The sequence below is a fragment of the Empedobacter sp. UBA3475 genome, assembly GCF_002378465.1.
GTDB lineage: Bacteria > Bacteroidota > Bacteroidia > Flavobacteriales > Weeksellaceae > Empedobacter > Empedobacter falsenii_B.
Genome location: NZ_DFRA01000037.1, coordinates 42192 through 68967 on the forward strand (window position 1 = coordinate 42192; position 26776 = coordinate 68967).

Genomic DNA, 26776 nt, shown 5'->3' on the forward strand with positions numbered 1-26776 from the left:
ATATTGTTTTTAATCTATTAAGTACATTTTCGCTTCGTAATCACCTTGTAAATAATCTACCCAAGCCAAAACAACTTTCTTTGCTTTGTTTTTTCGAATTAAATAATTCGCATATTTTTTTAATTGTTCTTCATTAAAATTTTTCGAAATAAAAAAAGCATTTTCTGTCTTCAATCCATGACGAATACTTACTTCACCTAAACAAATATTTGCTAATGTATAAACAAAAACAGCAGGACTTGGAAAAATTTCATCAGTAGATTGAATACTTTGTTGATGTTTCAAATCTGATTCTAAACTCGAATTTCGATTTGCAAAAACCAATGCAATATCTTGATTTTCATTTAAAGTATTCTCATCTTTCAACAAAATTTCGGCAGCTAAAAAAGCTAATTTACTTTGATAATCCATTTTATAAAATTTTGGATAATCAATTTCGAAAGATTTGAAGAAATTTTTCGAAAATATACCAAAATCTCCTGAAGAATCTTCAAAATGAAGTTCATCATTCAACCAAACTTGTTCGTTTTTAATCTCAACTTTAGTCATTCTGAACTTTTTTTAGAATAATTACAGCATTACTTCCTCCAAAACCAGATGAAGTTTTCAAGATAATATTGACTTCTTTTTGAAGATTTTCATTCAAAATATTTAATGGAACTGAAGTTCCTATTTCACTAAAATTATGACTTTTCAAAACTAAATTTTCTTCAGCTTGCTTCATCGCAATAATTAATTCCAACAATCCAGAAGCGCCCAATGTATGTCCATAAAAAGCTTTTAAACTATTTGTCGGAGTTTTATCCATTTGTAAACGATTAAAAGCAATTGCTTCCATTTCATCGTTATACAATGTCGCCGTTCCATGTGCCGAAATATAATCAATTTCATTTGATGAAATATTGGCTTCTTTCATCGCGACTTCTATACTCAAGACCAAACCTTCACCCGTTCGAGATGGTCCAGAAATATGATTTGCATCGTTAATTGAAGATTCACCCAAAATCTGAAAACTATTTTCTTCTTGACTTTTTGAAAGATAAACACAAGCCGCAGCTTCGCCTAAATTAACACCTTTTCTATCTTTGTCAAATGGTTTACATAATTCAAAATCCATTGCTTGAAAAGAATTGAAACCTGTCAAAACAAAATCTGTCAACTCATCCAAAGCCAAAACATATGCATCATCAAACTCATCAATTTCAATGAAACGTTTTGCAACATTAACTGCTAAAACTCCAGAAACACAAGCATTTGAAATGATAATTGGTTCAGTTTTAAATCCAAAATAATCTGCAATTTTCTTTGCAAAATTTGGAATTGAAACTTTTTCTAAAGAATCAGAAAGTTGATCAATATTTCCTTTTGTAGTTGAAAGTACAAAAGCAGTTCGTTGTGAAATTTTTGATTTTTCAATAATAGATTGAAGAGCTGAAATACCAATTATTTCTAATCGTGTATAATGTTGATTATCTTTTAGTTCATTTTTTAAATTTAAGAAAATATCATCCTCAATTTTCCCAGCATAAAAATTCTTTAAATGACCAAATGAATCAATTTTAGAAACAGCCGAATTTCCTTTCAACAATTCATTCCAATTTGTTTCAATTGAATTTCCGAAAGGCGTTAAAATATTTGCACGATTAATGTAAACTTTTTCCATTACAACAATCCTACTTTTTTCTTCCATTCTTCAAAAAATGGTGGCAATGTTAACATTAAATCTCCTTCGTTGTCTAAAAAAACTTGAGTCGTTTCTCCAATACAAACCAATTTTTCATCTTGATTGAAAATCTTGAATCTGTATATCATTTTAGCAGCCAAAGTATCTTCAAAAGTTGTTTCTACTCTACATTTATCGCCATATTTCAATGGAAATTTATGTTCACAAACCGACTTAATGATTGGTGTTACAAATCCGCTTTTTTGAATATCCAAATAACTAATCCCAAAATGACGTCCAAAAGCTTCCCTTCCATCTTCAAAATACGTAATATAATTCCCATGCCACACGATTCCCAACGGATCGGTTTCATTGAATCGTACTGCGAAATTGGAATTATGTACTAATGTTTTAATCTTCTCTTCTGAACTTATCATAATATATAGCGGCAAACAAGGTAATAATATAGAACAAAGTTAACAAAATAATATTCGGAACAATCTGAAGAAAAGATTGATTTCGCAGAATTAAACTATAATAGCCATCGAGTGCCCAATTCATCGGTGATATTTTCGCAAAATGTTGCATAAAATCTGACATCGCAAAAACTGGAATCCAAACACCACCAATTGCAGCTAAAATAACGACTAAAGTCGCTCCAAAAGGTGCAGATTGTTCTTGGGTTTTCGCAATTGTACCTATTAAAAGTCCTAATCCAATTGCTGCCAAAGAAGCAAATATAGTTAATCCGTAAATAGAAAATAATATGCCATCCGTTTTGAAACCTGGTAAATCAATCAATGGAAAGACTAATTTAGCGACACATAAAATCATTGTAAATTGCAATAAACTTATGATTAAATACGTGATGGTTTTTCCGATAATTTGAACAGAATAAGGCATTGGACTTGTTAATAGTCGAATATGTGTGCCTAAACTTTTTTCTTTTACAATGTTGATAGAAAGCGGAACAACAATAAAAAATATCGCAAATAATGTCCATGCAGGCACATTATGTTGTGTAACATTTGGTTTCAAAACTGATTTAGAATCTTCAGGAACAATCTCTTGAAAATGAATAAACTTCTCATTTTGAAATCCTAAATCATTTGATCCCATCTCTTGTTGAAATGCTTTGTAAATACTTTTATTCTCAGTATCTGTAATTAATTTATCCAAAACATTCGACACATTTTCTTTGAAAGCCAATGAAGTTGCAGGATCAAAGTATAATTTAATCGTTTTTGGATTGACTTGTTGATTATATTTAACTTGCGTGCTATCAAAAGCAAATTCGTTCAGAATTTTCTCAACATTTTGATTGATTTTATAATTCAAATCCTTTGATAATTTCGCTGGAATTACAATTCCAACTTGGTATTTTCCTTTAAAAACTTCAGTTTTCAGTTCATCTTCCGTTAATTTTTTCCCATTTAATTCAGTTACAATTTTTAAATTTCCTGAATGTGAAATATGTTTTTTTACAATCGCAGAAATACTACCTTGATCATGATCAATAAATAGAACAGGAATACTTGCTTCAGCAAAAGAATCATAGGTACTTTTCTGAATTTTAGTCACCGTAATAACCAAAATCAAAGGCATAATAAAAAGAATCACCAATCCGCCAATATCACGAATAAGTAATAAAATTTCTTTCTTTATACATGCTAAAAGTTGGCTCAACATATCACGATAATTTAGTTAAATTAACAAAAGCTTCCTCCAAATTATATACATTCACTTGCTTGATTAATTCTTTCGGTTCAGCTGTAACAATTGATTTTCCTTGATTCATAATCGTGACTTGCGTACAAAAATCTTCGGCTTCTGCCATATGATGAGATGTATAAACAATCGACATTCCTTGTTGATGAAGCTCTTGTAAATAGTCTAATAATGCAATTTTTGATTGTATATCAACGCCAACAGTTGGCTCATCTAAAAAAAGAATTTCTGGCTGATGAAGAATTCCTGCCAATAAATTAATGCGACGTTTCATTCCTCCCGAAAAAGAATCAATTTTTTTATCTAAAAACTTACTCATTCCTACTTTTTCAGTCAAAAGCTGAATCTTTTCGTGTAATTCTTTTGAAGGAACTTTATAAATTTTTCCAAAAAATTCTAAATTTTCTCTCGCTGTCAACGTTGGATACAACGCATATTCTTGCGGAACAATTCCAATGATTTTTTGAATCTTTTTTAAATCTGTTTTTTGATTTAAATTTTGAATCACAACATTACCAGAAGTTGGTTTAATCAATCCAGAAAGTATCGACATCAAGGTTGTTTTCCCTGCTCCATTTGGACCAAGTAAACCGTGAATTTCGTTCTGTTTTATCGTCAAAGAAAAATCTTCTAGCGCAAAAACATCAGAATTTTTATATTTTTTATATAATTTTTCAATTTCAATCATCTGTGACTAAATTGCTTTTCTTAAACGTTTAAAAAACGATTCTTCCAAATCTGCTAATTCCAATAATTGATCCGAAATCACATCGTAAATATCTTGTGCATTGTTTCGTTTTTTATAAACTCTTGATGCATTTAGAGCTAAATCTCGCCATTTATCCCCAATTGCAGAAATTTCTAAGGCAAAATCATTCAGATTTGGTTGATTCAATTTTTGTGAAGCTTCTTGTAAAAAAGCAGCATAAATATAACGAAAACCTCCACCTCCTGTCCCAATCTCTTCTTGCATTCGAATCATTTGTGCCAAAAAATAATTCGTTTTTGCATTCCCAATTTTCTTTGGCATTTTTTTAATTCGTTTCGCAACCATTCTGATTCCTCGAACACCAACAATCGGAACTGGTGCTAACATTTCACGACACATTTTCTTAATTCCTTTTTTGATTGCTTTCTCAAAATCTATATTTTCTGGAATAAATTCAGGATAATATAAATGTCCTTTTGGTGCTAAAACACCTTTCGAAAAACGCACTTTTTCTAACTCATTTTCAGTCAACTTTGTCGTTTCTTGCATCACAGGATCACTGATTAAATACGTTTGATCTTGCTTACCGAAAACAACTAAATTATGTCCGTTAAAATGAAATTTATATTCTTCTGGAAAATAAGTTAAATTATACACACCAACCTGTAAGCCGCAAGGTCGATTGGCCAAAAGCTGTTCATCTAAGAATGTTTGGGCAGATTTTGTAGAGCGAAATTTATGACGTTTAACCTTTATACCAAGATTTTTTGCTGCACGATTAAAAATCATTCCTGGCATCGGACGATAACTAATTGCAGGTGCGTGATTGACTTTTAGAAAAGGTAAAAACACAAAAAAAAGTCCTGAGCCAATTCCAAAAATCATTGGTTCTGAAATCTCAATTCCTTTATTTTTTAATAAATTAGATGCTACTCCATTTTCGCAATGTGCTGATTGAAAATGTTTAAAATCAGTTATGGTTTCCATCAAAGTTTTTTAATTCATCAACCGAAATTTCAAAAGCTTCGGCATATTTTTTTAGTGTTGATTCTTTTAATTTTGAGAAAACAGTTGGTTTCGCATGTCTTTTGACAAAAATCTTCCAAATTTCGACATAATTAGACAAAATTTCCCAATCCATACGTTTCAATTCCATGAAATATAAAATTGGACTTGCTTTTCCATCAATTACTTTTTGTCTTGCTTCCTCTATACGTTCCTCCAAAATTTTTAAGGTTTCGGACTGAACAATATTCTTCGCTTCCCAACCCGCACTCAATGTTTGGGAAAATTCTCCCTGTTCATCAATTGCGTAATAAACTTCGTTGAAATTCTTGAGATGTCCTTTATCTTGTGGTACTTCAGATTGTTTCATTTTTTATGGTTTTGAAGCATTAAATTCATTGTAGCTGTCGCAATTATTTCGTCATTCAATATAACTTTTGCTTGCATCAAACTAATTGTAAATTCATCGTAATCAAAAACTTCTAACAACGTTGCTTTTGTTATAATGGTTTGATTAACTTTTGGCAATTGCATAATTTCAGCTTGTTTAATCGAACTAATAAAACCTATTACATCACCTTTATGTACATCAGAAAAATTGATAAAATAATTTTGTCCAATAATTGTCGAACAAACTTGCGCCATATTTTCCAATAAACCAACTTCTGCAAAATATTCGTTCTGAATAAATAATTGATTCGATTTTATCGTAAATAAAGCTTCAACATAGGTTTTCTCAATCCAAGAAATCTTGTCTACAAAAAGCATTGGTTCACGATGTGGAAGAAATTGTTGAATATCAATTTCCTGATTTACTTTCATAAAATTATGTTTCTGCAATCACTGTTTTCATCTCTCCTTTTGCAATTACTTCTCCTTCTATCTTTGTTTCAATCGAAACCAAAGTCACTCCCATTACTTCGTGCAAAATAGTTGCTGTTGTTGTTAAATTCTCATTCACTTTTGGCAAACGATTAATCTCTATTGATTTCATCGAGCCAATATATCCTGTTGGAACCGATTCATCTCGAATGTAAAATTGATAACCTGTATACAAAGCAACTGTTTGTGCCATGTGTTCTAATATTCCAGATTCTTTCAATTGATTATTTTCGACAAAAATCGAATCGTTTTTGACCGTTAAGCCTCCAACAACTTTTTCCTCTTCATATTCAAAAATAGCATTTACCATAATAATTGGTTCACGCTGTGGAATCAATTGTTTGATAAATCCTATTGTATGATTGGGTAATTGTATTTTATTCATTTTTTAAACGACTGTTAAATAGACGTACGAATACGAAAAACGCCCACTTTCTGGTACACAAAGCATAATACGATCTCCTTTTTTAAGATTTCCGTCTTGAAATAGTTCGTCAAGCATCAAAAAAACAGACGCTGAACCCACATTTCCAACTTTGCTTAAATTCATAAACCATTTCTCTAACGGAATATAAATATCTCTCTTACAAAATTCGTCATATAAACCTTGAACAAAATAATTTGACGAGACATGCGGTAATAAATAATCAATTTCATTTGAAGATAATTGATGTTTATCCATTGCAGCTTTCATGCTTTCTACGCCTTTTATCAAAATATTATCATTCAGAACTTTGACATCTTGTTTCAAAGAAAAAACGGATTCTTTTAACCATTCTTCCGAAGAAAAATCGCTCCAAGATTTCATTTCTCCATTCGGTAATTTATCACCTCCGGCATACATACATGTTTCCAATTCGTGTGCGTAAGAATAAGATTCCATCCACTCTATTTTAAGCGAAATCGAATCTTCGTTTGGTTGATTTTGCAATAAAAAAGCTGCGGCCCCATCTGATAACATCCAACGTAAAAAATCTTTTTTGAATGCTATAATTGGTTGCTCTTCTAATTCTTTTAAATTCTCAACTTCATGCTCAAATTTTTCTGCTTTCATCCATGTCGAAACTCGCTCAGAACCTGAACAAACTGCATTTTTAGAATTACCTGACTTTACCGAAAGATAACCAAATTTCAGCGCATTCATCCCCGAATTACAAACTCCCGAAGAAGAATTTAACTCTACCGAAACACTATTTTGCAATAAACCGTGTACCATCGCGGCATGAGAAGGCAACAACAAATCTGGCGTTGAAGTCCCACAAGACAACACTTCTACCTCATTTTTTGTGAACTGTGTATCAAATAAATTTGTAATTGCATTACTCGTCAATTCGGCATTAGAATGTGTGACATTTCCAGTTTTATCGAGAGCGTAATAACGCGTTTTGATTCCATTATTTCTTAAAACGATTCTTCGAGCTTTTGAAGGAATTTGATTAATTTTTCCTAAAAAATCTTCCATTTCTTCGTTAGAAATTGGTTGATTTGGCAAAAACTTCGACGTTTTCGTTATATATACATTTTGCATATTATTCTATTCCTTGAAAATATTTTACCTGTTTTTTATATTTAAAATAGTTGAACGGATAAAATATAATATATAACAAATTTACTAGTGGAGATATTATCCAAATAGCTAAAATTAAATAATAATAAAAGAATTTCAAATACTTTTCTCGCTGTTTACCTTGTTTAGAATCAATAATTTTAGACCAAACTTTAAACATTCGATTCCCTTTTGTATCAACAGAAACTAAAAAAGGTTTTACCTCAACGGCTCCAGATTCAATTAAGTTTTCTTGTAGATTAGAGTAATTATTATTTTGGATTGAATTTAGAATAATTTTACCAAATCTTCTACTTTCTTGAATAGTTTTTTCACTAATTCCTGGCAAAGGCAACAAATTGAACATTCGTTTTTTAACGCCCGAAAACATCCAATTTACAATTGTCATTGCACTTACTAAATTTGGTGTATGATCGACCAATGCGATGTTTCCGACTAATTTAGACTGTCGTTCTTTTAATATGGTTTTGATTTTTTCTTGTGCCAAAAACCACATATTTCGCGAACCACTAATTGTAATTATTTTAGAATTTTCTAAAATTTGCTGTACTTGTTTATCCTTTAAAAAAGAATTTATTTGAATAGATGGTGATAAAAACCAAACTTGATAATACAATAAAATTAAATCATATTTCTGATTCAAGATTTCAGTCGGAATTGGTTTAATCTTCTTTTCTTTTTGAAGAAAACTATCTGGAAAAGCATTGAAAAAAGAATAAAAATCCCACGGAAAAGGAAATTCCTCTTCCATTTCTATCTTGTATTTCGTTAAATTAATATCTTGATTTTGAACTAAATCATATGTTGTTTGATCGACAATCTCATTTAACTGTCCTGACTGAGAGTAATAAACAACTAATACGTTGCATTTCATGTAAAAGTTTAGGTTTTTTAGTGGTTTGAAAATTCATATTGTGGGCTAATTTACATCCAAAAATCGAAATAATTAAACCATTGATAAGGATATTTTTTTACAATGGTTTCTAGATTGACGCAAAACTCTTTCAAAAGTGCATTTGCATCACGATGTTTGAAATTTGCTTGACGCGCATATAAGTGATAGTGTAGATTTTTTTCCTTCATTACATACACAAAAGCAACGGGCACTTTCAAGCGAGAAGCAATAGAAAATGGTCCTGCAGGAAAATTAGCTTGTTTTCCAAGGAGCACTTCAGACATCGTTTTATTTCCCTCGAAATAACGATCTCCTGTAAAACAAATTAATTCGTTTCGACTAAGCGCATTATTTATTTCGAAAATATGAGATAAATCTTCTTGAATCAAGATAAACTTTACCGAAGGTTTCTTCGAAATACTTTCTAAATATTCTTTGATAACATTTCGTTCTAAATCTGTTGTAACCAAATTAATTTGACAATCAAAGTCAATATCTGCAAAAAAATGTTCAGCAACTTCGAAATTACCAACATGTGCACTTATTAAGATTCCGCCTTGTTTTTGATTCAATAGATTTCTTAATAATTCTATTCCATCAAATTCGTACGAATATTTGTTACGTAAACCTGCATTAATCGCTGTTTTATCAATCAAGGCTTGTCCAAAAGTATAGTAACTTTTGTAAACACTTAAAATTGATTTGAAAACCGAAAAATTTAATCGATAACGAAAGTATTCGTAAATAGATTTGTTACTGCTATAAGCCGTTATAAAATAATAAAAAGCTACAAAAATTAAGACTGAGTAAGCAGCCTTAATTCCGAGCTTTTTCATAACGTTGACAAATATTTTGTATCCCAGGACCGTTCCTTTAGAACGACCATCCCATTGTTTCATATCTGTTATTTATTCTCTAACTTTTGTTCTACAATTGCATAGAAATCTTCAAAAGTTATCATATTTTGAAAATCTTCTTTAATTAATTTCACACCGAAATTAGATTCAATGATTACCACTAAATCAACATAGTCCAAACTATCTAAATCTAAAGATTCTTTAATATTTTTTTCCTCTGAAATCACAGAAGGATCAACTTCAAATTCATCAATTAAGATAGCATTTAATTTTTCAGCGATTTTACTTTTCACCATATTAGGAGTTAAATTTTTTAATTACTAAGGCAGAATTCGTTCCACCAAATCCAAAAGAATTCGACAAATATACATCAAATTCTTTATTTAAGGTTTCTTTAACAATGTTTAATTTAACTGAATCTTCGTCTGCTTCTTCGAAATTAATATTTGGTGCAATAAAGTTATTCATCATCATTAAGTTAGAATAAATAATCTCACTTGCTCCTGCCATCCAACATTCGTGTCCCGTCATCGATTTTGTAGAACTTACAAAAGGTTTCGTTTTTCCAAAAACTTGGTCAATCGCTTTTGCTTCGTTCGCATCACCAACTGGCGTAGAAGTCGCATGTGCATTGATATATTGAATTTCATCAGCAGAAATTTTTGCTTGTTTCAACGCTCTATTCATTGCAATTGCTGGCCCATCTACATTTGGCGTAGAAATATGTCCACCATTCGACGAAAAACCATAACCCAAAACCTCAGCAATAATTGGCGCACCACGTTTTACTGCGGATTCATAGCTTTCTAAAATCAATGTTGCTCCACCTCCACTCGGCACCAATCCATCACGATTTTTATCGAAAGGACGACAAGCTTGTGTAGGATTTGCTTCATTTTCGGAAAAAACACCCAAACCATCAAAACTTGCCATTGCATACTTATTAATCTCCTGTGCTCCTCCACAAATAATCATATCTTGCAGACCATCTTTGATCATCATATAACCTAATCCAATCGAATGCGAACCACTTGCACAAGCTGCACTAATCGTAAAACTAATTCCAGTCAACTCAAAAATTGTTGCAAGATTCATGGTTACAGTAGAATTCATTGACTTGAAAATCGCTCCAGAACCAATTAATTCAGTATCTTTTTTCTCACGAACAATATCTATTGCATCAATAATTGCTTTTGAAACACTATCGTTTCCATATATAATTCCGACCTCGTTAGTCTTGATATACTCTTCCGTCAAATTAGCATTTTTCAACGCTTCTAAAGTTGCCATATAAGCGAACTCTGTTTCTTGACCAATTGTAATTCGTTGTCGACGATTCAAAAAAGGTTTCAAATCTGGTACTGGAACAGTTCCCGTCAAAGCTGATTTAAAGCCAAATTCTTTGCGTACTTCATCAAAAATAATTCCTGATTTTCCTTGACGCAAAGATTCTGTTACCTCTTCTAATGATGTTCCTAAGCAAGAATAGATGCCCATTCCTGTTATTACTACTCTTTGACTCATTTTATCTAAGAATAAATTCCTCCATTTATATTAATAACCTCTCCTGTGATATAACTCGATTTTTTAGAAACCAAAAAGCTTACCAAATCAGCAACTTCTTCGGCTTTTCCAAAACGATTTGCTGGAATCAACTTCTTTAATTCTTGTTGATCCAATTCATCTGTCATATCCGTTTCGATAAAACCTGGTGCAACAGCATTCACAGTTACATTACGTTTTGCTATTTCTTGTGCCAATGCTTTCGTAGCACCTATCACAGCAGCTTTTGCAGCAGAATAGTTTGTTTGTCCTGGCGTTCCTTTCAAACCAGAAACAGAAACTATATTAACAATTCTTCCGAATCTATTTCTCAATAATGGATTAATAAAGAAATGAGTTACGTTGTAAAAACCATTCAAGCTTGTATTAATCACATTTGACCAATCTTCTTGAGAAATCCACATAAACAAATTGTCTTTCGTAATACCTGCATTGTTTACAATAACTTCTACAATTGCATCTGTATTTTTCTCTGTCCATTCGGTTAAAACTTGTTGCGTTTGATTTGCATCAGCCACATCAAATTTTAAAATTTCTCCTGTTCCTCCTAATGCTTCAACTTCTTTCAAAGTCTCTAACGCAGCAGCTTCATTCGAATTATAATTTATCAAAAGATGATAATCATGTTCTTCGGCAATTTTCAAACAAATTGCTTTTCCAATTCCACGAGAACCACCTGTTACAATTGCACATTTCATGCTTTAGTTTACTTTATTATTTAGTAAATATTTTTTAACTTCCTTAAGATAAGGATAAATCACCTCATCTTCTTTAAATACAGGAACAATTTTACGAATCGAATCATAAAATGCTTTCCCTTTCGAAGATAATTTATCTTGTATTTGTAGAAATTCTATCGCTTGCGTTACAGCCATACTCTGAACCGTCAACACTTCGAACGTATTATCAATCACTTTTGCACAAATCGTAGCCGCATTTGTTCCCATACTCACAATATCTTGATTATCATTGTTGTTTGGAATACTATGCACATACATTGACGTAGAAAGTGTTTGATTTTCAGCTGTTGTAGAAGTCGCCGTAAATTGAGCAGCTTGCAAACCGAAATTAAAACCAAGCGTTCCTAAATTGACAAAAGGTGGTAAAATATTATTGATTTTTGGATTGACTAAATAGTTTAATTGACGTTCACTTAGCATTGATAGACGCGTAACAGCCAATTTTAATTTATCCAATTCTAATGAAACATAATCGCCATGAAAATTTCCTCCATGATGAACAGTTTGATTTTCAACATCGATAATTGGATTATCACTCGCCGAATTTATTTCATTTTCTAGTACTTCTTTCGCGGCATTCCAAGTATCATAAATTGGTCCTAAAATCTGAGGAACACAACGCAACGAATAATATTCTTGTACTTTTTCTTCAAAAATTTTCTCAGTACGTTCTTGATATAATTCGTCTGCACGTTTTTTGACTAATTTGCTATCATTCAAAAAATCGGTCATTTTATTCGCCACATAACGTTGACCAACATGTTGTTTAGCCTCGTTCAACGGTTTTGAATAATGATCATCAAAAGATTGTACAATTTCATTCATCATCGAGCTTAACGTAATCGAAAGATTAATTAATTGATTAACTTTAATCAAATTTACCATTCCAATTCCCGTCATTACCGAAGTTCCGTTCATAATTGATAAACCTTCGCGAATATGAACTTCTATTGGTTGAAGATTTTCAAGTTCAAACACTTCTTTCGTCGATTTGATTTCTCCTTTATAAAAAACTTCTCCTTCTCCAATTAATGTCAAAGCCAAATGCGCCAATTGAACCAGATCTCCACTAGCACCAACGCTTCCATGTTGATAAATGACAGGTAAAATATCACGGTTTACTAATTCTTGCATCAATACTAAAACTGAAGGATGAATCCCAGAATATCCCAACGAAAGCGTATTAAAACGTGCAATAACCGCAGCTTTTGTTTGGTCTAACGTCAACGGTTCTCCAATTCCTGTACAATGACTTCTGATTAGATTATATTGAAGCTGAATTGTATTTTCATCTTCAATACGATATTGTGCCATTGGTCCAAAACCTGTATTTACGCCGTAAATTATTTTATTTTTTGAAAATTCTTTTAAAAATTTAAAACTATTCTCCACACGATCAAATGTTGATTTATCAAGCAATAATTTTTTATTCTCAAAAAGTATGTTTTCTATAGTGTCAATTGTTAATTTTGTCATGTTATTGATTAGGTAAAAGATTTATCGATTTTGGTTATTTACTCCCTCAATCAGTTGCAAAAATAATTAAAAAACTATACAAAAAGTCATGATTGAAAATACAGATGTTTTAATCATTGGTGCAGGACCTTCGGGATCGGTTGCAGCAGCCTATTTAAGAGAAAAAAACATTAAAGTTATTGTTTTAGAAAAAACTCAATTTCCCAGAATTGTTGTTGGTGAAAGTTTGATCCCTCGCTCTATGGATCATTTTGAAGAAGCTGGATTGTTACCTTATTTAGAGAAACAAAATTTCGAAGTAAAACCTGGTGCGAGATTTATTCGAGGCGAACAAATTTGTATTTTCGATTTCAGTAAAAAGTTTGGGAAAGGACAAGATTGGACTTGGCAAGTTCCGCGTGCTGATTTCGACATGACTTTAGCTGATGCAATTATAGACAAAGGTGCAGATTTGCGTTTTAATGAAGAAGTAATTGATGTTCAATTTGAAGGAAAAAAATCGATTACAACTGTAAAAAAACAAAATGGAGAAACGTATCAAATCAATGCAAAATTTTTGATTGATGCGAGTGGATATGGACGCGTTTTACCACGATTATTAAATATTGATAGTCCATCAAAACTAAATCCACATTCAGCAATTTTCACACATATTAATGATGTTCGTCGCCCTGAAGGTCAAGAAAGAACGCAGATTTCTTTTGATATTATTGAAACGAAAGTTTGGTTGTGGGTAATTCCTTTTTCGAATGGAAAAACAAGTGTAGGGATCGTTGGCCCAACAGATTATATCAATCAATTATCAACCAATCAAGATACAACAGAAGCTTTGCAAAATGCAATTCAAAAATCCGATTTTTACGTCAATCGTTTTGGTAATTTACCATTTGAATTTAACCCAATTTGGTTAAAAAATTATTCCGCTGCGGTGACTAAAATGTTTGGAGATGGTTATGTTTTGACAGGAAATAGTACCGAGTTTTTAGACCCTGTCTTCTCTTCTGGTGTTTGTTTCGCAACAGAAAGTGGTTTGAAAGCTGCTAAGCTTGCTATTAAAGAAATGAATGGCGAAAAAGTAGACTGGCAGACAGATTACGAAGATTATATGAAAGAAGGTATCGATGTTTTCACCACTTATGTGCAAGAATGGTACACAGGAAATTTGCAAGAATTATTTTTCCATCAACCTGAAAATCCTGATGTCAAAGAAAAAATTTGTGCTGTTTTAGCGGGATACGTTTGGAACAAAGAAAATCCATTTGTAAAAAAACACAATAGTGTAATTCGGAATATGGCGTATCTGATTCGAATGGTTAAAGAAACAGAATAAATGAAAAGTCAACAATATGTTGGCTTTTTTGTTTTTAATTCAGATAGATTCTCTATTTTTGAGTAATCCAATACTTTAAAACGCATGCAATTTCAGACTATTGATACAGTTGAATCAATTTCGAAAGAAGATTTCATCAAAAATTATCTCAAAAAAAGGAAACCTTTGTTATTGAAAGGTTATGCGAAGAATTGGAAAGATTTTGACAAATGGAATCTCGATTATATCAAAGAAAAAGCTGGAGAACAAATTGTACCTTTATACGATAGCAAACCTGCTGATGCTAACAAAAGTTCGGACACTCCTGCTACACATATGAAGTTTAATGAATATGTAGATTTGATCAAAAAAGAGCCCTCTGATTTGAGAATTTTTTTCTTTATCATCAAAGATAAAATTCCCGAATTACTCAAAAATTTCACTTATCCTGATCTAGGTTTAAAATATTTTGAACGTTTGCCTACACTATTTTTTGGAGGAAGTGAAGCTAAAGTTTTGATGCATTATGATGTCGATATGACGGATTTCATTCATTTTCAGTTCCAAGGTGATAAACGAATTTTGTTGTTTGATCCAAAACAATCCAAAGCTTTATATAAAGTTCCACTTTCGGTACATACAATTTACGAAATTGATTATGATCATCCCGATTACGAAAAATTCCCAGCTTTGAAACACGCAAAAGGTTTTGATTTTGTCATGAATCATGGCGATGCTTTATTTATCCCACGTGGTTATTGGCATTATAATCGTTATTTAGAAGCAGGATTTTCAATGTCTTTACGCGCCTTTCCTAATGAGTTTTTTCAAGTGATGAATACCATTTATCATGTATTTATTATGCGCTATACAGATAAGTTAATGCGCAAGATTTTTCAACTAAAATGGATTCATTTTAAAGAAAAATGGGCTATAAAGAAAAGCCATCGTTATTATGGAATTAAGAAATAGGTTTTAAATATTACTCAATTTTATAATCCATAGGAACCATGTTTGCTATTTTTTCCCAGCTCCAATATCCTTCAACAACCAAATTAGCAGGATGGTAATATGTACCATTTTCTTCAATTTTTAATAAATCGCTTTTTATAGCGAAAATAGAAAGTTGGTTCGAAATATATTTTGCACCATTCTGTTTTGCATAGTCCAAATCCTCTTTTTCATTTTTGTATTCAACTGAATATAATCCTTTAAAATTAAGATACTGATTATTATTATCAACGATTTTCAAACTATCAGATGGAACTTTTTGATTAACTAAGTAAGTAATTATTTTTGGAGGAACTTTACCTTCAATTCTACCTCCTAACAAAGTTTCTTCTTTAAATTTTATGTATTCAGGATTATCCTTGCGAATCAATCGTTTTATATCATATCCTTCTTCCTCAATTTTATTCTCATAAACTGCTTTCATAAAATGAGTAATACTTCCTAAATAAGATTTACGACGATTTTCTTGCCATTTTTTTTCTTTAGAAGCTGATGATTTTAACTCAGTAAAAAGTGCTGTTCCAAGAGTTAAGACATAATTTGACTTAAAATCAACATTAAAATCAACCAAGTCATACTCGATTTTATAACCTAAGTAATTGTTTGTAATGATTAAAGGATTTCTAGAAGTAGCAGATAATTGTCGTGTATTTTTATCATATTTAAACCTTAAGTCTTTCGAATTTTCTATTTTGCATTTTTTTGCAGCTTCATTACTTCCCAAAAACAATTTCAAAAAAGTCTGATAATAATACAACCAATCTTCTTTAGATATTGCTTGAACAACTGTTTCTTGCAACGCTACCACTTCAGGTTCTAAAACTACTTTATAAAATGTAATTTGATTTGTATTAACATTCAAAATATAATTTTCAAACAAACTTGCACGAACAATTAAGTTATATTGTCCATTAGGAAGACTTAGTTCAAATTCACCTTTTTCGTTCGTTTTTGATTTAATCGTAGAATTATCGACATAGATTTCAGCATTAATAATTGGAAGCGATTTTTCATCAATCACTTTTCCTTTAATTGTATTTTGTGCAAATAGATTACTACTAATTAAGAAAAAACCTAAAATAATAATTTGTTTAAAATTCATTGACTAAATTTTAAAACAAGATAATAAAAAAACCGCTATAAAGCGGTTTTGAATTTATTTGAAGAAATATGTAATTCCTAAAGTTAAAAATGATGAACGATTTGTTCCATTATCCCAACGTTTATAGTCGTAAGTATCTATTAAACCATATTGATAGCGTAAATTAATTTCGTATTTTCTATCAATAGAATATCCACCACCAATATTAAATGCTAAATCAAACGATTTTGGAACATTATTTTCTCTTTCAGGTTCATTTTCATCAAATTTTTCTGATACTTTGAAACCTAATTGAGGACCACCTTCAACGAAGAAATCTTTTCCTTGATCATCAAAATAGTATTTATACATAATTGGAATATTGATATAATTTAAGAAAGCTTTGTATTTCTCTCCACCTTCTTTATATAACGAATATTCACCTTGAGTAGTATATAAAACTTCGGCTTGTAAATAATGATTTTCGTTTCGAGTAGTTAATTGATATTTTGCAACTCCTCCAACTAAAAATCCAACTCTCTCTTTAGAAACTCCATGAACAATAGTTGTGTTACTAAGTCCAACACCTCCTTTAACTCCAAATTCGATTTGAGCAAAAGAAAAAGTAGATAAACTTAAAAGAAATAAACTTAATAGATTGGTTTTTAAATTTTCATAAGTTATTGTATAATTTTAACAAAATTAAAGCTTTTTTTAATACAAACTTCATTTCATAAAAAAAGCTCTCCAAATGAAGAACTTTCTATATTATTTTCGAAAATTTATTTTTTTGGTTGAGGAGGAAATTTAGCAAGAATTTCTTCAATTGCTTTCGGGATTCTTTCTGCTTTAGCACTGATATTACTCAAATTAAGATCAGAACCAACACCCTGCCAAACCAATATATTACGTTTATCATCAATAATGTCTATTACAATTGTTCCTACTTGATAAGAAGAAACGCTATTTCCGCCGTAATATCCTCCATAGTAACCATAAGGTCCGTAGCCCCAATTGTTATTATTTACAGAAATTTGTTCTTTAGAACTTGTCAATAAATTAATGACTAAGTCTGCATCAGAACTTACTTTTGTAAATCCTTTTGTAGCCATTTGTGCATCAATTGCTTTAATTAGTCGATTCTTATCCAAATCGTTAACCTTTAACTTATCTAATCCTTTTTGGTGAAAAGTATAAGTTTTATATGATGCAAAATTTGATGATCTGTCGTAATCTGTACTTACTTGAACTGTTCCACAGCTTGTTACAAATAATGACAACAAAATTATAAAAATAAAGTGTATAATTTTCATGACCTTGATTTTTTATTTAAAACTACAATTATCATTCCTAAATGTAAAGGTAAATCAAAAAAAAGAAGCTCAAAATATCTGAACTTCTTTTTAACTAATATTTACAATTTTATTTTGCTAATTCTAACTCTTGAATTTTTACTTCAACAATTCCATTGTGATTGATTCTAACCAAATCTACAATTTGCGTTTCGTTGACTAATTCAGGTTTAAAATCTGTCTGAACTTTTACATAATTCTCTGTAAAACCAAACATTTTTCCATCTTTATTATCATGTTCCCACAATACTTTCTGAGTCGAATTTAATTGAGATTGATAAAAAGCTTGACGTTTTTTCTCCGATAAAATACGTAACATTTTACTACGACGTTTACGTTCTCCTTGATCAACAACTCCTTCAAATTCGATAGCTTCTGTATTATCTCTTTCCGAATAAGTAAATACATGTAAATAGCTAATTGGTAATTCGTTTAAGAAATTATACGTTTCCATAAACAATTCTTCTGTTTCTCCAGGGAAACCAACAATTACATCTACACCAATACATGCATTTGGCATCACTTCGCGAATTTTTGTTACACGATCTAAATAAAGATTAGATAAGTAACGACGTTTCATTTTTTTCAAAATCTCATCGCTACCAGATTGTAATGGAATATGGAAATGTGGAACAAATCGATTGCTTTTTGAAACAAAATCGATTGTTTCATTTTTCAATAAATTTGGTTCAATCGAAGAAATTCTGATTCGTTCTATCGCATCAACTTGATCCAATTCTTGCACCAATTCCAAGAAAGTATGTTCGTGTTTTTTATTCCCGAATTCACCTTTCCCGTAATCACCAATATTTACACCCGTTAACACGATTTCTTTGATTCCTTTTTGTGCAATCTCATTCGCATTTTTGATAACATTTTCAACTGTATCCGAACGCGAAATTCCACGAGCCAAAGGAATTGTACAATACGTACATTTATAATCGCAACCATCTTGCACTTTCAAAAAAGCACGCGTACGATCACCAATTGAATAAGAACCAACGTAAAAGTCGGCTTCTTCAATCTCACAAGAATGTACAATTGTTTCTTCTTTTTTATTGATATCGTCTAAATATTCAGCAATATTGAATTTTTCTGCAGCTCCTAAAACCAAATCAACACCTTCCATTTCCGCAATTTCTTGCGGTTTCAACTGCGCATAACAACCTACAACGACAACAAAACCTTCTGGATTTGCTTTCATTGCATTTTTCACAATCGTTCTGCACTCTTTGTCTGCATTTGCGGTTACCGAACATGTATTGATTACGTACACATTCGCAGAATCTGTAAACTCAACCTTCTGATATCCATTATCTTTCAAGTTTCTTGCGATCGTCGAAGTTTCAGAAAAATTAAGTTTACATCCCAATGTATGAAATGCAACTGTTTTAGTTTGATTATTCATAGCTGCAAATTTAAGAAATTATCCATAGTTTTGAAACATAAATAAATCAGCTATTCAAAATGACTAAATACTTTATCTACATTATGTTATTCGTTTCAATATTTTCGTGTTCTAAGAAAATTGAAATCGATGAAAACAAAGTATTTAAATTAAATCGTTACGATAATATTTCTTCTTTAGATCCTATCAATGCACGTACACAAGCCAATAATTGGGCATGCAATTTAATGTACAATAGTTTAGTGAAGATTGATAACGAACTAGAAATTCAGCCAGATATTGCAAAATCTTGGACAATTTCTGAAGATGGAAAAACGTATTCTTTTACTTTGAGAAATGATGTTTTTTTTCATAAACATGAAGCTTTCGGAAAAGATTCGACTCGAATTGTAACGGCTTCAGATTTCGAGTATAGTTTTAATCGTTTAAAAGATCCGAAAGCTGGAGGTTCTGGAGGTTGGATTATGAATAATATTGATTCATATAAAGCGATAAATGATACACTTTTTGAAATTAAATTAAAAGAGGCTTATCCTGCATTTTTGGGATTAATTTCGATGAAATATGCTTCGGTTGTTCCGAAAGAATTATTCAAAAATGGAAACGATGAATTCTTGAAACATCCAATTGGTACAGGCCCTTTTCAATTTAAGATTTGGGAAGATAATGTGAAAATGGCTTTTAGAAAAAATCCAAAGTATTTCGAGTTTGATGAAAAAGGACAACGTTTACCATATTTAGAAGCGGTTAATTTATCATTTTTACCAGAGAAAAATTCAGAATTTTTAGAATTAATCAAAGGTAATTTGGATATGATGGCAGATTTGGATCCTTCTTATAAAGATGAAATTTTAAATCCAATCGGAGATTTGAATCCAAAATATTCAAATATTTTAACGATTCAAAAAGTTCCTTATTTAAGTACCGTTTATTTATGTTTTTATCTTGATGCGCCCAATGCAGTTGATTTGAAATTGCGTCAAGCATTAAATTATGGAGTTGATAAAAACAAAATCATCAAATATATGATGAAAGGTCAAGCTTTTGAAGCAGATGGAGGTTTCATTCCGAAAGGTTTACCAGGTTATTCGCCAGAAAGTGGTTACAAATATTCTCCCGAAAAAGCACGTGAACTAATCAATAGCTATAAAAAAACGAACGAAAAAATTGTACCAATCGAGCTGACAACTGTGCAAGAATATGTAGATGTTTGTGAATATATTGCGGCAGAAATGGCAAAATTAGGCTTACCAATAAAAGTGAATGTTGTACCTGGACCAACGATGCGCGATGGAAAAGCAACGGGAAAATTTACGTTGTTCCGCGCAAATTGGGGAGCAGATTATCCAGATGCCGAAAACTTTTTGTCTTTATATTATTCGAAAAACTTTGCGCCAGAAGGTCCAAATTATTCACATTACAAAAATGGTGAATTTGATAAAATGTACGAACAAGCATTTTTGACCAATAATCTAGACGAACGTGCCAAAATTTATCAAAAAATGGATGCATTGATGATGCAAAACGCTCCAATTTTGCCATTATTTTATGATCAAACAACGTTATTTTTGAATAAAAAAGTTAAGAATTTTTCGATGGGACCAATCAAATTATTGGATTTAACGAGAGTTTACAAAGAATAATTCTTTTGACATTTCTCAAAAAGTTTGAACATCTTTTAAAAAAATCTAAATAATATTTCATTTTATTTCACGACATTAGATAATTGTTAACTTATTTGAAATAATGGGTTTTCTCTAACGTTTGAAATCAACAATTTAAAAGAAATTATTTCAGAAATATAGGCGTTAAACCGAGTTTTTTTAGATATATTTGACACCAAATTTTTAATCAAAATCATTTAAATTTTTACTTATGAAAGTAAGACAACTTTTCGTAGTAGGATCTATCGTTACTCTTGTTGCAATTGGAGTAATCTCTTATTTTTGGCCAGGTATCTTATGGTCTTTAATAATTATTCTTCCTTTGATTGCTTTAGGATTTGCAGATATCTCGCAAACAAAACACGCTATCAGAAGAAACTTTCCAATTATTGGACATGGACGTTATTTGTTAGAAAGTATTCGTCCAGAAATTATGCAATACTTTGTTGAAACGGATACTGAAGGGAAACCTATTGACCGTTTGATGCGTAGTATGGTGTATCGTCGTGCAAAAAATGTAATTGACACAGTTCCTTTTGGGACGCAATTAGATGTTTATGAACCAGGATATGAGTGGTTAAATCACTCGATGTATGCAGGAAAAATCAAACATGCTGATGATCCACGTGTAAAAGTTGGTGGAAGCGAATGTAAACAACCTTATTTAGCAAGTTTATTAAACATTTCTGCAATGTCTTTCGGTTCGTTAAGTGAAAATGCTGTATTAGCAATGAACAAAGGAGCCAAATTAGGAAACTTTGCGCACAATACAGGTGAAGGGGGAATTTCTCCATATCACTTACAGCCAGGTGGAGATTTGATTTGGCAAATTGGTACAGGATATTTTGGATGTCGTGCAGCTGATGGTGGTTTCGATCCAGATAAGTATGTAGAGCGTGCTACTTTACCAAATGTAAAAATGATTGAGTTGAAAATTTCTCAAGGTGCAAAACCAGGTCACGGAGGAATTTTACCAGCAAATAAAAATACTCCAGAAATCGCTAAGATTCGTGCTGTAGAACCATATACAACTGTTGATTCTCCTCCATCTCACTCAGCTTTCTCTGATGCAGAAGGAATGTTACATTTCATCAAACAATTAAGAGAATTATCAGGTGGAAAACCAGTTGGATTTAAATTGTGTATTGGGATTAAACGTGAGTTTATCGAGATTTGTGAAGCAATGATTAAAACGGGTATCAAACCAGATTATATTGCAATTGACGGTGGTGAAGGAGGAACTGGAGCTGCTCCTGTAGAGTTTTCAAACTCTTTAGGTATGCCTTTGTTAGATGGTTTAGCTTTTGCAGTTGATACTTTACGTGGTTATGGTCTTAAAAAAGATATTCGTGTTGTAGCTTCTGGAAAAATTATTTCTTCTTTCCACATTGCTCGTGCAATGGCTATTGGTGCGGATTTAGTTTATTCGGCTCGTGCAATGATGATGGCTGTAGGATGTATCCAAGCATTACAATGTAATACAAATACATGTCCTGTTGGTGTTGCGACGCAAGATCGTGAATTAATGAAAGGTTTAGACGTAGAAGATAAAGCAACTCGTATGTATAATTTCCACAAGAAAACAATGCATATTTTATCTGAGTTAATTTCTGCAACAGGTGTTAAATCTCACAGAGATTTCAATCGTTATCACGTAAATTTACGTATCGACAATACACGTATTATGTCTTACGATCAATTATACCCAATTGTAGAAGAAGGTGCATATGTAGGAATGTCTGTAGAAGATGTTTTACAAGAAATTAGAATTCGTACATTAAGTAAAGTCAATTAATCAATTTCATATAATAGTAAAAAAGCAATCCAATTGGATTGCTTTTTTTATTCAAGAATATTCCGTAAATATTGAGACGGACGAAAACCTGTATGTTCCAAAAAAGCATCTGAAAAAGTCTTTCTCGAATTAAAACCTGTTTCTTCTGCCAACGCATCAATTGTGTATTTTTTGAGATTTGGCTCATTTTCAATTCGTTTCAAAAGATGATTAATTCTCAATTCATTGATATATTGGTTAAAATTTTTCGATCTCGAACGATTAATATAATTTGACACAATTGTTCGATTGGCGTTCAATTCTAGAACCAAATCATTCAACGAAAATTTTGGATTTAGAAATAACTTTTGTTCTTCAAATAATTGCAAACTTTGTTCGAAATCTTCATCAATTTCAACTTCGAATTTTGTTTTTTCTAATTGATTTTCTTCCTTAATATCTAACTCAAGTATTGTTATTTCATCAAGACATTTTTGTAAATAATTCTTCTTTTTTTGATGTTTTTGATTCATTTTATAAAAAACAATTCCACCAAAAATTAGAATTACTACTAAACCAAAAAATGAAGATCTTTTGAAGTTTTGATTCTTTTCTTTCAATAAATTTCGTTCAGTTTTCAGGAATGTATTTTCATATTTCTCGAGATTTGGTTTCAAAACAGTATGATCAGCCACATAAAATAAACTATCAAAAGACAATAAATTATTTACAGATAATAATTTATCTCGACTATTTCCATATTTCTCGTTGTATTCAACTACTCGTTCATAAGAAAGTCGCAGTTCTTCATCAAGAATTTTATATTGTTTTGAGAATTCCACAACATTTTCAAAATATTGGATTGCTTCTCTATTTCGCTTTTGTTGATATAAAATTTCACCTAAAAATTGCTCCGAAATCACATACCATTTGATATCATTTTGCTTCCAGAAAGCTTGTTGTGCTTTTTTCAATGTATTAAATGCCGAATTATAATCTTTTTTGTAGAAATCAATAATTCCTTTATTCTTCAAAGCATATTGATAATTTACCGTATCAACCGTTTCAGATAATTCAATTTTGTTGTAATAATCACTTTTGTTCAGATGATTTGTTTTGCTATATAAATAAGACAATTTCCCAAGAATGGAAAGATAAATGCTGAAAGATTTTGGTTGCTGTTTATGCTTTTCGAAATATGATAAAGAAGTTTCGTATAACACTATAGATTCCTTGATTTCATGTAAGTTTTCTTTTGTTTTCGCAATTCCAACAAGCGAAGAATAAAATGTAAAATCATCTTTTATTTCAGTTGATAGTTGTTTCGAAATGGTGAAATTTTTCAATGCATTATTGTAATTACGTTGCTCCAAAAAATAATTTCCTTTTTCGATATAAGCTTCACTCAACACAACTTTATCATTCAATCGATAAGCTGTTGAAATCGTTGAATCAATAATTCGAAGATTTTCTTCAACCAAATCATTATTTTTTTGACGCAAAAATTCAGCTTTATCTTTTTGTGTTTTTCCAAACATATTTACTGAACTGAATATGAATAGAATAACTATAATAAATTTAAGAAACCTATTTCCCGAAATCATAAAACGTAACATATTGTATTTCTTTAATTTAAATAATATTGTAAACAATTATCATTTGACACCAAGTTGATAAAAAACATTTAAAAATATAAATTAAAATTGTTCAAACAAAAATTTTACTTCCTCTAAATGTAAGTAAAACAATAATCAACACAATTTTATTATGAAGTTTCTACAATTAATTCTCATTTTGATTAGCTCTTTTGCTTTTGCACAAGAAAAATATTCGATTACAGGCTATATTTCATCAGAAAAAGAGTCAAAAACAATTCACGCAAAAGTTATTTTATACGATGAATTTCAAAATGTTATTCAAACAATTGAAACTGAAAATTCTAAATTTAACTTTGAAAATTTAGAACCTAAAATCTATTTAATTTCTGTTATTTATGACAATAATATTCAAGATGAAGAACCTTTTTATTTAAACGAAAATAAAACATTTCACTTAAATATTGATGAAACTGTACAAATTGATGAAGTTATAATCAATGGAAAAAAAGAAACTTTCAAAATAGAAAATGGCAATTATAATATTGATGTCGCCAATTCAAATTTTAATAAACTTGCTACAACTAAAGAATTATTTTCAAAATTACCAAGCGTCATGTTAGGCGCAGATCAAGAAACATTGACGATTATTGGAAAAGGAAATCCTTTGTTGTATTTGGACGATCAACAAGTTGATTTTTCTACCATTTCGAGTTTAGCAATTGAGGACATAAAATCGATTGAAATTATCAAAAACCCTTCTGCTAAATATGAAGCAAATGGAAAATCTATCGTAAAAATTAATCTAAAGAAAAGTAAAAAAGAAGGTTTAAAATTGACTTTGCAAGAAACATTATCTTTCAAAAGAAAGTTTAATAATTATTTCAATTCGACTTTTCAAATTCGTAAAAATAAAAGCGAATTTAAACTGAACGCATCTTATAATCAACTAAATCCGTGGGAAGGAAATGGATTCGATTATCGCATAAAAGACAAAAATATTCAGTCCAATTATTTCATAAAATCGCAAACTAAACGTCCACATTTTATTGTAAACACAAGCTTTTTTCAGGAATTAAATGAATCTGGAGATTATTTTTCGTTTGCTATTAATTCAAATTTTAGAAAAGATAAAGGTTTGCTTGATACCAAAACAGAATATACCGAAAACAATGAAAATCAATCTATTTTAACGTTAAATGATAATGAAAATCATCGAAATTTTGTGAATACTTTGGTGAATTACAATAAAAATATTCAATCAATTGACGCAAGTATTTTAACAGGATTACAATACACGATTTATAATACAGGAACAACATATGATTTTTATAATAAGATTAATGAGAATGATGTCGAATACAATCAATCGCGCTATCAAAAATATCGTCTTAAGGTTTTTGCAGGAAAATTTGATGTAGAGAAAAAGTTTGAATCTGATCAAAAAATTGAATTTGGAGGACGTTTTACACACGCTAAATCTGAGACGAATAATGAAACATTTTTTCCTCAACAATCATCAGAAGAATTTCTTTATAATTTCAAAGAACTGAATCTTTCCGCCTATTTGCAATACACTAAAAATTATGAAAAATGGAATTATAAAGCTGGATTAAGAACAGAAACGACTAATTCTAAAGGTCTTGATGAAATAAAACAACTTTCGGATATTGATAAAAAATACATCGATTGGTTTCCGAATGCAGAAATTAATTACACTTTTGATAATAAAAATGCGTTAACAATTTACTATAAACGTACGATTGACAGACCGAATTACAGCAATCTTTCTTCTGGGAATTTGTACGGAAGTCCTTATATCGAATACAGTGGAAATTTTAATATTTTACCTACTTACACCGACACATTTTCAGCGAATTATTCATTAAAAAAATGGAACATGAATGTGACGTATTATCAAAGTAAAAATCCGATGAATTATACATTAATTTATAATGATGTGAGAAATATTTCAACATTTACAACGATTAATTTCGAAAAAGAAAAAAACATTTCTGTTGCTTTGGATGTTCCATTCGAATATAAATTTTGGTCAACACAAATTAGTTTAGCTATAATTTATAGTAAAATAATTGATGAAAAAGCTGTGTTAAAAAAATCGATTCCGTATATCTATTTATACTCTAATCACAATTTCAAATTGGGAAAAGATTTCAACTTTATGGTTGATGGATATTGGTTAAGCAAACGAACTGAAGGAATTTATGATCGAAATTCTCAAGTTATCGTTAATCTTGGATTGACAAAATCATACAAAAACTTTGATTTTTCTATTCGTTTCAATGATTTATTCAAACAAATGAAATTTAGCGAAACACTGAATTATGATAAAATAAGTTCTAAAAATCTATTTTTAGTCGATTATCAAGAACTATCAGTTAGTGTTAAATATAATTTTGGCCGATTGAATAAAACCATCTCGAAAGAGAATAAAGTAAATGAAGAGGAAGGGAGAATTAGGTAATCTCAACTTATA

Annotated in this window: 26 protein-coding genes; 5 read left to right on the top strand and 21 right to left on the bottom strand. The window is 30.6% G+C overall.

All coding sequences use genetic code 11. The features are described 5' to 3' along the window. Positions 1-9: 9 nt before the first annotated feature. Genes B3I31_RS08515 through B3I31_RS08590 form a run of 16 tightly spaced genes read right to left on the bottom strand, consistent with a single transcriptional unit; the run spans position 10 to position 13085 of the window. Complete coding sequence (locus B3I31_RS08515; protein WP_286495637.1) at positions 10-549, bottom strand: 3-oxoacyl-ACP synthase; 540 nt, start codon at positions 547-549, stop codon at positions 10-12. Then, on the bottom strand, positions 542-1690 hold the full coding sequence (locus tag B3I31_RS08520) for a beta-ketoacyl-[acyl-carrier-protein] synthase family protein (RefSeq protein WP_291046904.1): 1149 nt from the start codon (positions 1688-1690) through the stop codon (positions 542-544). Before B3I31_RS08520 ends, B3I31_RS08515 begins: the two co-directional genes overlap by 8 nt. Beyond that, positions 1663-2100 carry an acyl-CoA thioesterase gene (locus B3I31_RS08525; protein ID WP_221854827.1) on the bottom strand — a complete coding sequence of 146 codons (438 nt, stop codon included), beginning with the start codon at positions 2098-2100 and terminating at the stop codon, positions 1663-1665. Before B3I31_RS08525 ends, B3I31_RS08520 begins: the two co-directional genes overlap by 28 nt. Further along, the gene (locus B3I31_RS08530) at positions 2075-3352 is read right to left on the bottom strand and encodes an ABC transporter permease (RefSeq protein WP_221854826.1); all 1278 of its coding nucleotides are present in this window, start codon (positions 3350-3352) and stop codon (positions 2075-2077) included. Before B3I31_RS08530 ends, B3I31_RS08525 begins: the two co-directional genes overlap by 26 nt. A gap of 1 nt (position 3353) precedes the next feature. Then, a complete protein-coding gene (locus tag B3I31_RS08535) occupies positions 3354-4079 on the bottom strand; it encodes an ABC transporter ATP-binding protein (RefSeq protein ID WP_221854825.1) in 726 nt (241 codons plus the stop codon). Between the two features lie 6 nt (positions 4080-4085). Continuing rightward, positions 4086-5087, bottom strand: coding sequence for a BtrH N-terminal domain-containing protein (locus B3I31_RS08540; protein WP_291059088.1), 1002 nt, complete (start codon positions 5085-5087; stop codon positions 4086-4088). Further along, the gene (locus B3I31_RS08545; protein WP_125350383.1) at positions 5071-5475 is read right to left on the bottom strand and encodes a hypothetical protein; all 405 of its coding nucleotides are present in this window, start codon (positions 5473-5475) and stop codon (positions 5071-5073) included. The genes B3I31_RS08540 and B3I31_RS08545 overlap by 17 nt, the downstream gene beginning before the upstream one ends. Next, positions 5472-5927, bottom strand: coding sequence for an ABC transporter permease (locus B3I31_RS08550; protein WP_114999652.1), 456 nt, complete (start codon positions 5925-5927; stop codon positions 5472-5474). The genes B3I31_RS08545 and B3I31_RS08550 overlap by 4 nt, the downstream gene beginning before the upstream one ends. 4 nt (positions 5928-5931) lie before the next feature. Beyond that, entirely contained in the window at positions 5932-6372 is a 441-nt protein-coding gene (locus B3I31_RS08555) for a hypothetical protein (protein WP_291059090.1), read from the bottom strand. A 3-nt stretch (positions 6373-6375) separates the two neighbouring features. Continuing rightward, positions 6376-7515, bottom strand: a complete 1140-nt coding sequence (locus B3I31_RS08560; RefSeq protein WP_280049818.1) for a beta-ketoacyl-ACP synthase III — start codon at positions 7513-7515, stop codon at positions 6376-6378. 1 nt (position 7516) lies between these two features. Then, complete coding sequence (locus tag B3I31_RS08565) at positions 7517-8428, bottom strand: dialkylrecorsinol condensing enzyme DarA (RefSeq protein WP_291052746.1); 912 nt, start codon at positions 8426-8428, stop codon at positions 7517-7519. Positions 8429-8478: 50 nt separating this feature from the next. After that, entirely contained in the window at positions 8479-9348 is an 870-nt protein-coding gene (locus B3I31_RS08570) for a lipid A biosynthesis acyltransferase (RefSeq protein WP_291046920.1), read from the bottom strand. Positions 9349-9353: 5 nt separating this feature from the next. After that, complete coding sequence (locus tag B3I31_RS08575; protein WP_038332291.1) at positions 9354-9602, bottom strand: acyl carrier protein; 249 nt, start codon at positions 9600-9602, stop codon at positions 9354-9356. A gap of 1 nt (position 9603) precedes the next feature. Next, positions 9604-10830, bottom strand: a complete 1227-nt coding sequence (locus tag B3I31_RS08580; protein WP_291046922.1) for a beta-ketoacyl-[acyl-carrier-protein] synthase family protein — start codon at positions 10828-10830, stop codon at positions 9604-9606. Between the two features lie 5 nt (positions 10831-10835). Next, a complete protein-coding gene (gene fabG, locus B3I31_RS08585; protein WP_291046923.1) occupies positions 10836-11567 on the bottom strand; it encodes a 3-oxoacyl-ACP reductase FabG in 732 nt (243 codons plus the stop codon). 3 nt (positions 11568-11570) lie between these two features. Beyond that, entirely contained in the window at positions 11571-13085 is a 1515-nt protein-coding gene (locus B3I31_RS08590) for an HAL/PAL/TAL family ammonia-lyase (RefSeq protein WP_038332296.1), read from the bottom strand. An 88-nt stretch (positions 13086-13173) separates the two neighbouring features. On the opposite strand from B3I31_RS08590, the gene B3I31_RS08595 reads away from it, so the two are divergent. Together B3I31_RS08595 and B3I31_RS08600 are read left to right on the top strand one after the other, a co-directional pair. Beyond that, positions 13174-14415, top strand: a complete 1242-nt coding sequence (locus tag B3I31_RS08595; protein ID WP_291046926.1) for an NAD(P)/FAD-dependent oxidoreductase — start codon at positions 13174-13176, stop codon at positions 14413-14415. Positions 14416-14499: 84 nt separating this feature from the next. Continuing rightward, positions 14500-15366 carry a cupin-like domain-containing protein gene (locus tag B3I31_RS08600; RefSeq protein WP_291059092.1) on the top strand — a complete coding sequence of 289 codons (867 nt, stop codon included), beginning with the start codon at positions 14500-14502 and terminating at the stop codon, positions 15364-15366. Positions 15367-15376: 10 nt separating this feature from the next. On the opposite strand, the gene B3I31_RS08605 is transcribed toward B3I31_RS08600, so the two are convergent. The 4 genes from B3I31_RS08605 to mtaB all read right to left on the bottom strand — a co-directional run bounded on the left by B3I31_RS08605 (position 15377) and on the right by mtaB (position 19246). Further along, positions 15377-16507, bottom strand: a complete 1131-nt coding sequence (locus tag B3I31_RS08605) for a carboxypeptidase-like regulatory domain-containing protein (protein WP_280049813.1) — start codon at positions 16505-16507, stop codon at positions 15377-15379. Between the two features lie 54 nt (positions 16508-16561). Continuing rightward, entirely contained in the window at positions 16562-17170 is a 609-nt protein-coding gene (locus tag B3I31_RS08610; protein ID WP_221855012.1) for a porin family protein, read from the bottom strand. A 98-nt stretch (positions 17171-17268) separates the two neighbouring features. Continuing rightward, positions 17269-17799, bottom strand: a complete 531-nt coding sequence (locus tag B3I31_RS08615) for a DUF4136 domain-containing protein (protein WP_291072087.1) — start codon at positions 17797-17799, stop codon at positions 17269-17271. A 109-nt stretch (positions 17800-17908) separates the two neighbouring features. Continuing rightward, positions 17909-19246: a tRNA (N(6)-L-threonylcarbamoyladenosine(37)-C(2))-methylthiotransferase MtaB gene (gene mtaB / locus B3I31_RS08620; RefSeq protein ID WP_291078165.1), complete on the bottom strand. Its 1338-nt coding sequence runs from the start codon at positions 19244-19246 to the stop codon at positions 17909-17911. 59 nt (positions 19247-19305) lie between these two features. Here mtaB and B3I31_RS08625 point away from each other — a divergent pair, with 59 nt between their 5' ends. Together B3I31_RS08625 and B3I31_RS08630 are read left to right on the top strand one after the other, a co-directional pair. Continuing rightward, positions 19306-20889 (top strand): ABC transporter substrate-binding protein, encoded by a 1584-nt coding sequence (locus B3I31_RS08625; protein ID WP_291059099.1) that lies wholly within the window; start codon positions 19306-19308, stop codon positions 20887-20889. Between the two features lie 232 nt (positions 20890-21121). After that, positions 21122-22705 (top strand): FMN-binding glutamate synthase family protein, encoded by a 1584-nt coding sequence (locus B3I31_RS08630; RefSeq protein WP_280035759.1) that lies wholly within the window; start codon positions 21122-21124, stop codon positions 22703-22705. 47 nt (positions 22706-22752) lie between these two features. On the opposite strand, the gene B3I31_RS08635 is transcribed toward B3I31_RS08630, so the two are convergent. Further along, a complete protein-coding gene (locus B3I31_RS08635) occupies positions 22753-24222 on the bottom strand; it encodes a helix-turn-helix domain-containing protein (protein ID WP_291059101.1) in 1470 nt (489 codons plus the stop codon). 229 nt (positions 24223-24451) lie between these two features. On the opposite strand from B3I31_RS08635, the gene B3I31_RS08640 reads away from it, so the two are divergent. After that, complete coding sequence (locus tag B3I31_RS08640) at positions 24452-26764, top strand: outer membrane beta-barrel family protein (RefSeq protein ID WP_286496114.1); 2313 nt, start codon at positions 24452-24454, stop codon at positions 26762-26764. Positions 26765-26776: the final 12 nt, after the last annotated feature.

Coding starts and splice junctions, on each gene's coding strand:
- B3I31_RS08515 (WP_286495637.1), bottom strand. CDS start 549: ATGACTAAAGTTGAGATTAAAAACGAACAAGTTTGGTTGAATGATGAA.
- B3I31_RS08520 (WP_291046904.1), bottom strand. CDS start 1,690: ATGGAAGAAAAAAGTAGGATTGTTGTAATGGAAAAAGTTTACATTAAT.
- B3I31_RS08525 (WP_221854827.1), bottom strand. CDS start 2,100: ATGATAAGTTCAGAAGAGAAGATTAAAACATTAGTACATAATTCCAAT.
- B3I31_RS08530 (WP_221854826.1), bottom strand. CDS start 3,352: ATGTTGAGCCAACTTTTAGCATGTATAAAGAAAGAAATTTTATTACTT.
- B3I31_RS08535 (WP_221854825.1), bottom strand. CDS start 4,079: ATGATTGAAATTGAAAAATTATATAAAAAATATAAAAATTCTGATGTT.
- B3I31_RS08540 (WP_291059088.1), bottom strand. CDS start 5,087: ATGGAAACCATAACTGATTTTAAACATTTTCAATCAGCACATTGCGAA.
- B3I31_RS08545 (WP_125350383.1), bottom strand. CDS start 5,475: ATGAAACAATCTGAAGTACCACAAGATAAAGGACATCTCAAGAATTTC.
- B3I31_RS08550 (WP_114999652.1), bottom strand. CDS start 5,927: ATGAAAGTAAATCAGGAAATTGATATTCAACAATTTCTTCCACATCGT.
- B3I31_RS08555 (WP_291059090.1), bottom strand. CDS start 6,372: ATGAATAAAATACAATTACCCAATCATACAATAGGATTTATCAAACAA.
- B3I31_RS08560 (WP_280049818.1), bottom strand. CDS start 7,515: ATGCAAAATGTATATATAACGAAAACGTCGAAGTTTTTGCCAAATCAA.
- B3I31_RS08565 (WP_291052746.1), bottom strand. CDS start 8,428: ATGAAATGCAACGTATTAGTTGTTTATTACTCTCAGTCAGGACAGTTA.
- B3I31_RS08570 (WP_291046920.1), bottom strand. CDS start 9,348: ATGAAACAATGGGATGGTCGTTCTAAAGGAACGGTCCTGGGATACAAA.
- B3I31_RS08575 (WP_038332291.1), bottom strand. CDS start 9,602: ATGGTGAAAAGTAAAATCGCTGAAAAATTAAATGCTATCTTAATTGAT.
- B3I31_RS08580 (WP_291046922.1), bottom strand. CDS start 10,830: ATGAGTCAAAGAGTAGTAATAACAGGAATGGGCATCTATTCTTGCTTA.
- fabG (WP_291046923.1), bottom strand. CDS start 11,567: ATGAAATGTGCAATTGTAACAGGTGGTTCTCGTGGAATTGGAAAAGCA.
- B3I31_RS08590 (WP_038332296.1), bottom strand. CDS start 13,085: ATGACAAAATTAACAATTGACACTATAGAAAACATACTTTTTGAGAAT.
- B3I31_RS08595 (WP_291046926.1), top strand. CDS start 13,174: ATGATTGAAAATACAGATGTTTTAATCATTGGTGCAGGACCTTCGGGA.
- B3I31_RS08600 (WP_291059092.1), top strand. CDS start 14,500: ATGCAATTTCAGACTATTGATACAGTTGAATCAATTTCGAAAGAAGAT.
- B3I31_RS08605 (WP_280049813.1), bottom strand. CDS start 16,507: ATGAATTTTAAACAAATTATTATTTTAGGTTTTTTCTTAATTAGTAGT.
- B3I31_RS08615 (WP_291072087.1), bottom strand. CDS start 17,799: ATGAAAATTATACACTTTATTTTTATAATTTTGTTGTCATTATTTGTA.
- mtaB (WP_291078165.1), bottom strand. CDS start 19,246: ATGAATAATCAAACTAAAACAGTTGCATTTCATACATTGGGATGTAAA.
- B3I31_RS08625 (WP_291059099.1), top strand. CDS start 19,306: ATGACTAAATACTTTATCTACATTATGTTATTCGTTTCAATATTTTCG.
- B3I31_RS08630 (WP_280035759.1), top strand. CDS start 21,122: ATGAAAGTAAGACAACTTTTCGTAGTAGGATCTATCGTTACTCTTGTT.
- B3I31_RS08635 (WP_291059101.1), bottom strand. CDS start 24,222: ATGTTTGGAAAAACACAAAAAGATAAAGCTGAATTTTTGCGTCAAAAA.
- B3I31_RS08640 (WP_286496114.1), top strand. CDS start 24,452: ATGAAGTTTCTACAATTAATTCTCATTTTGATTAGCTCTTTTGCTTTT.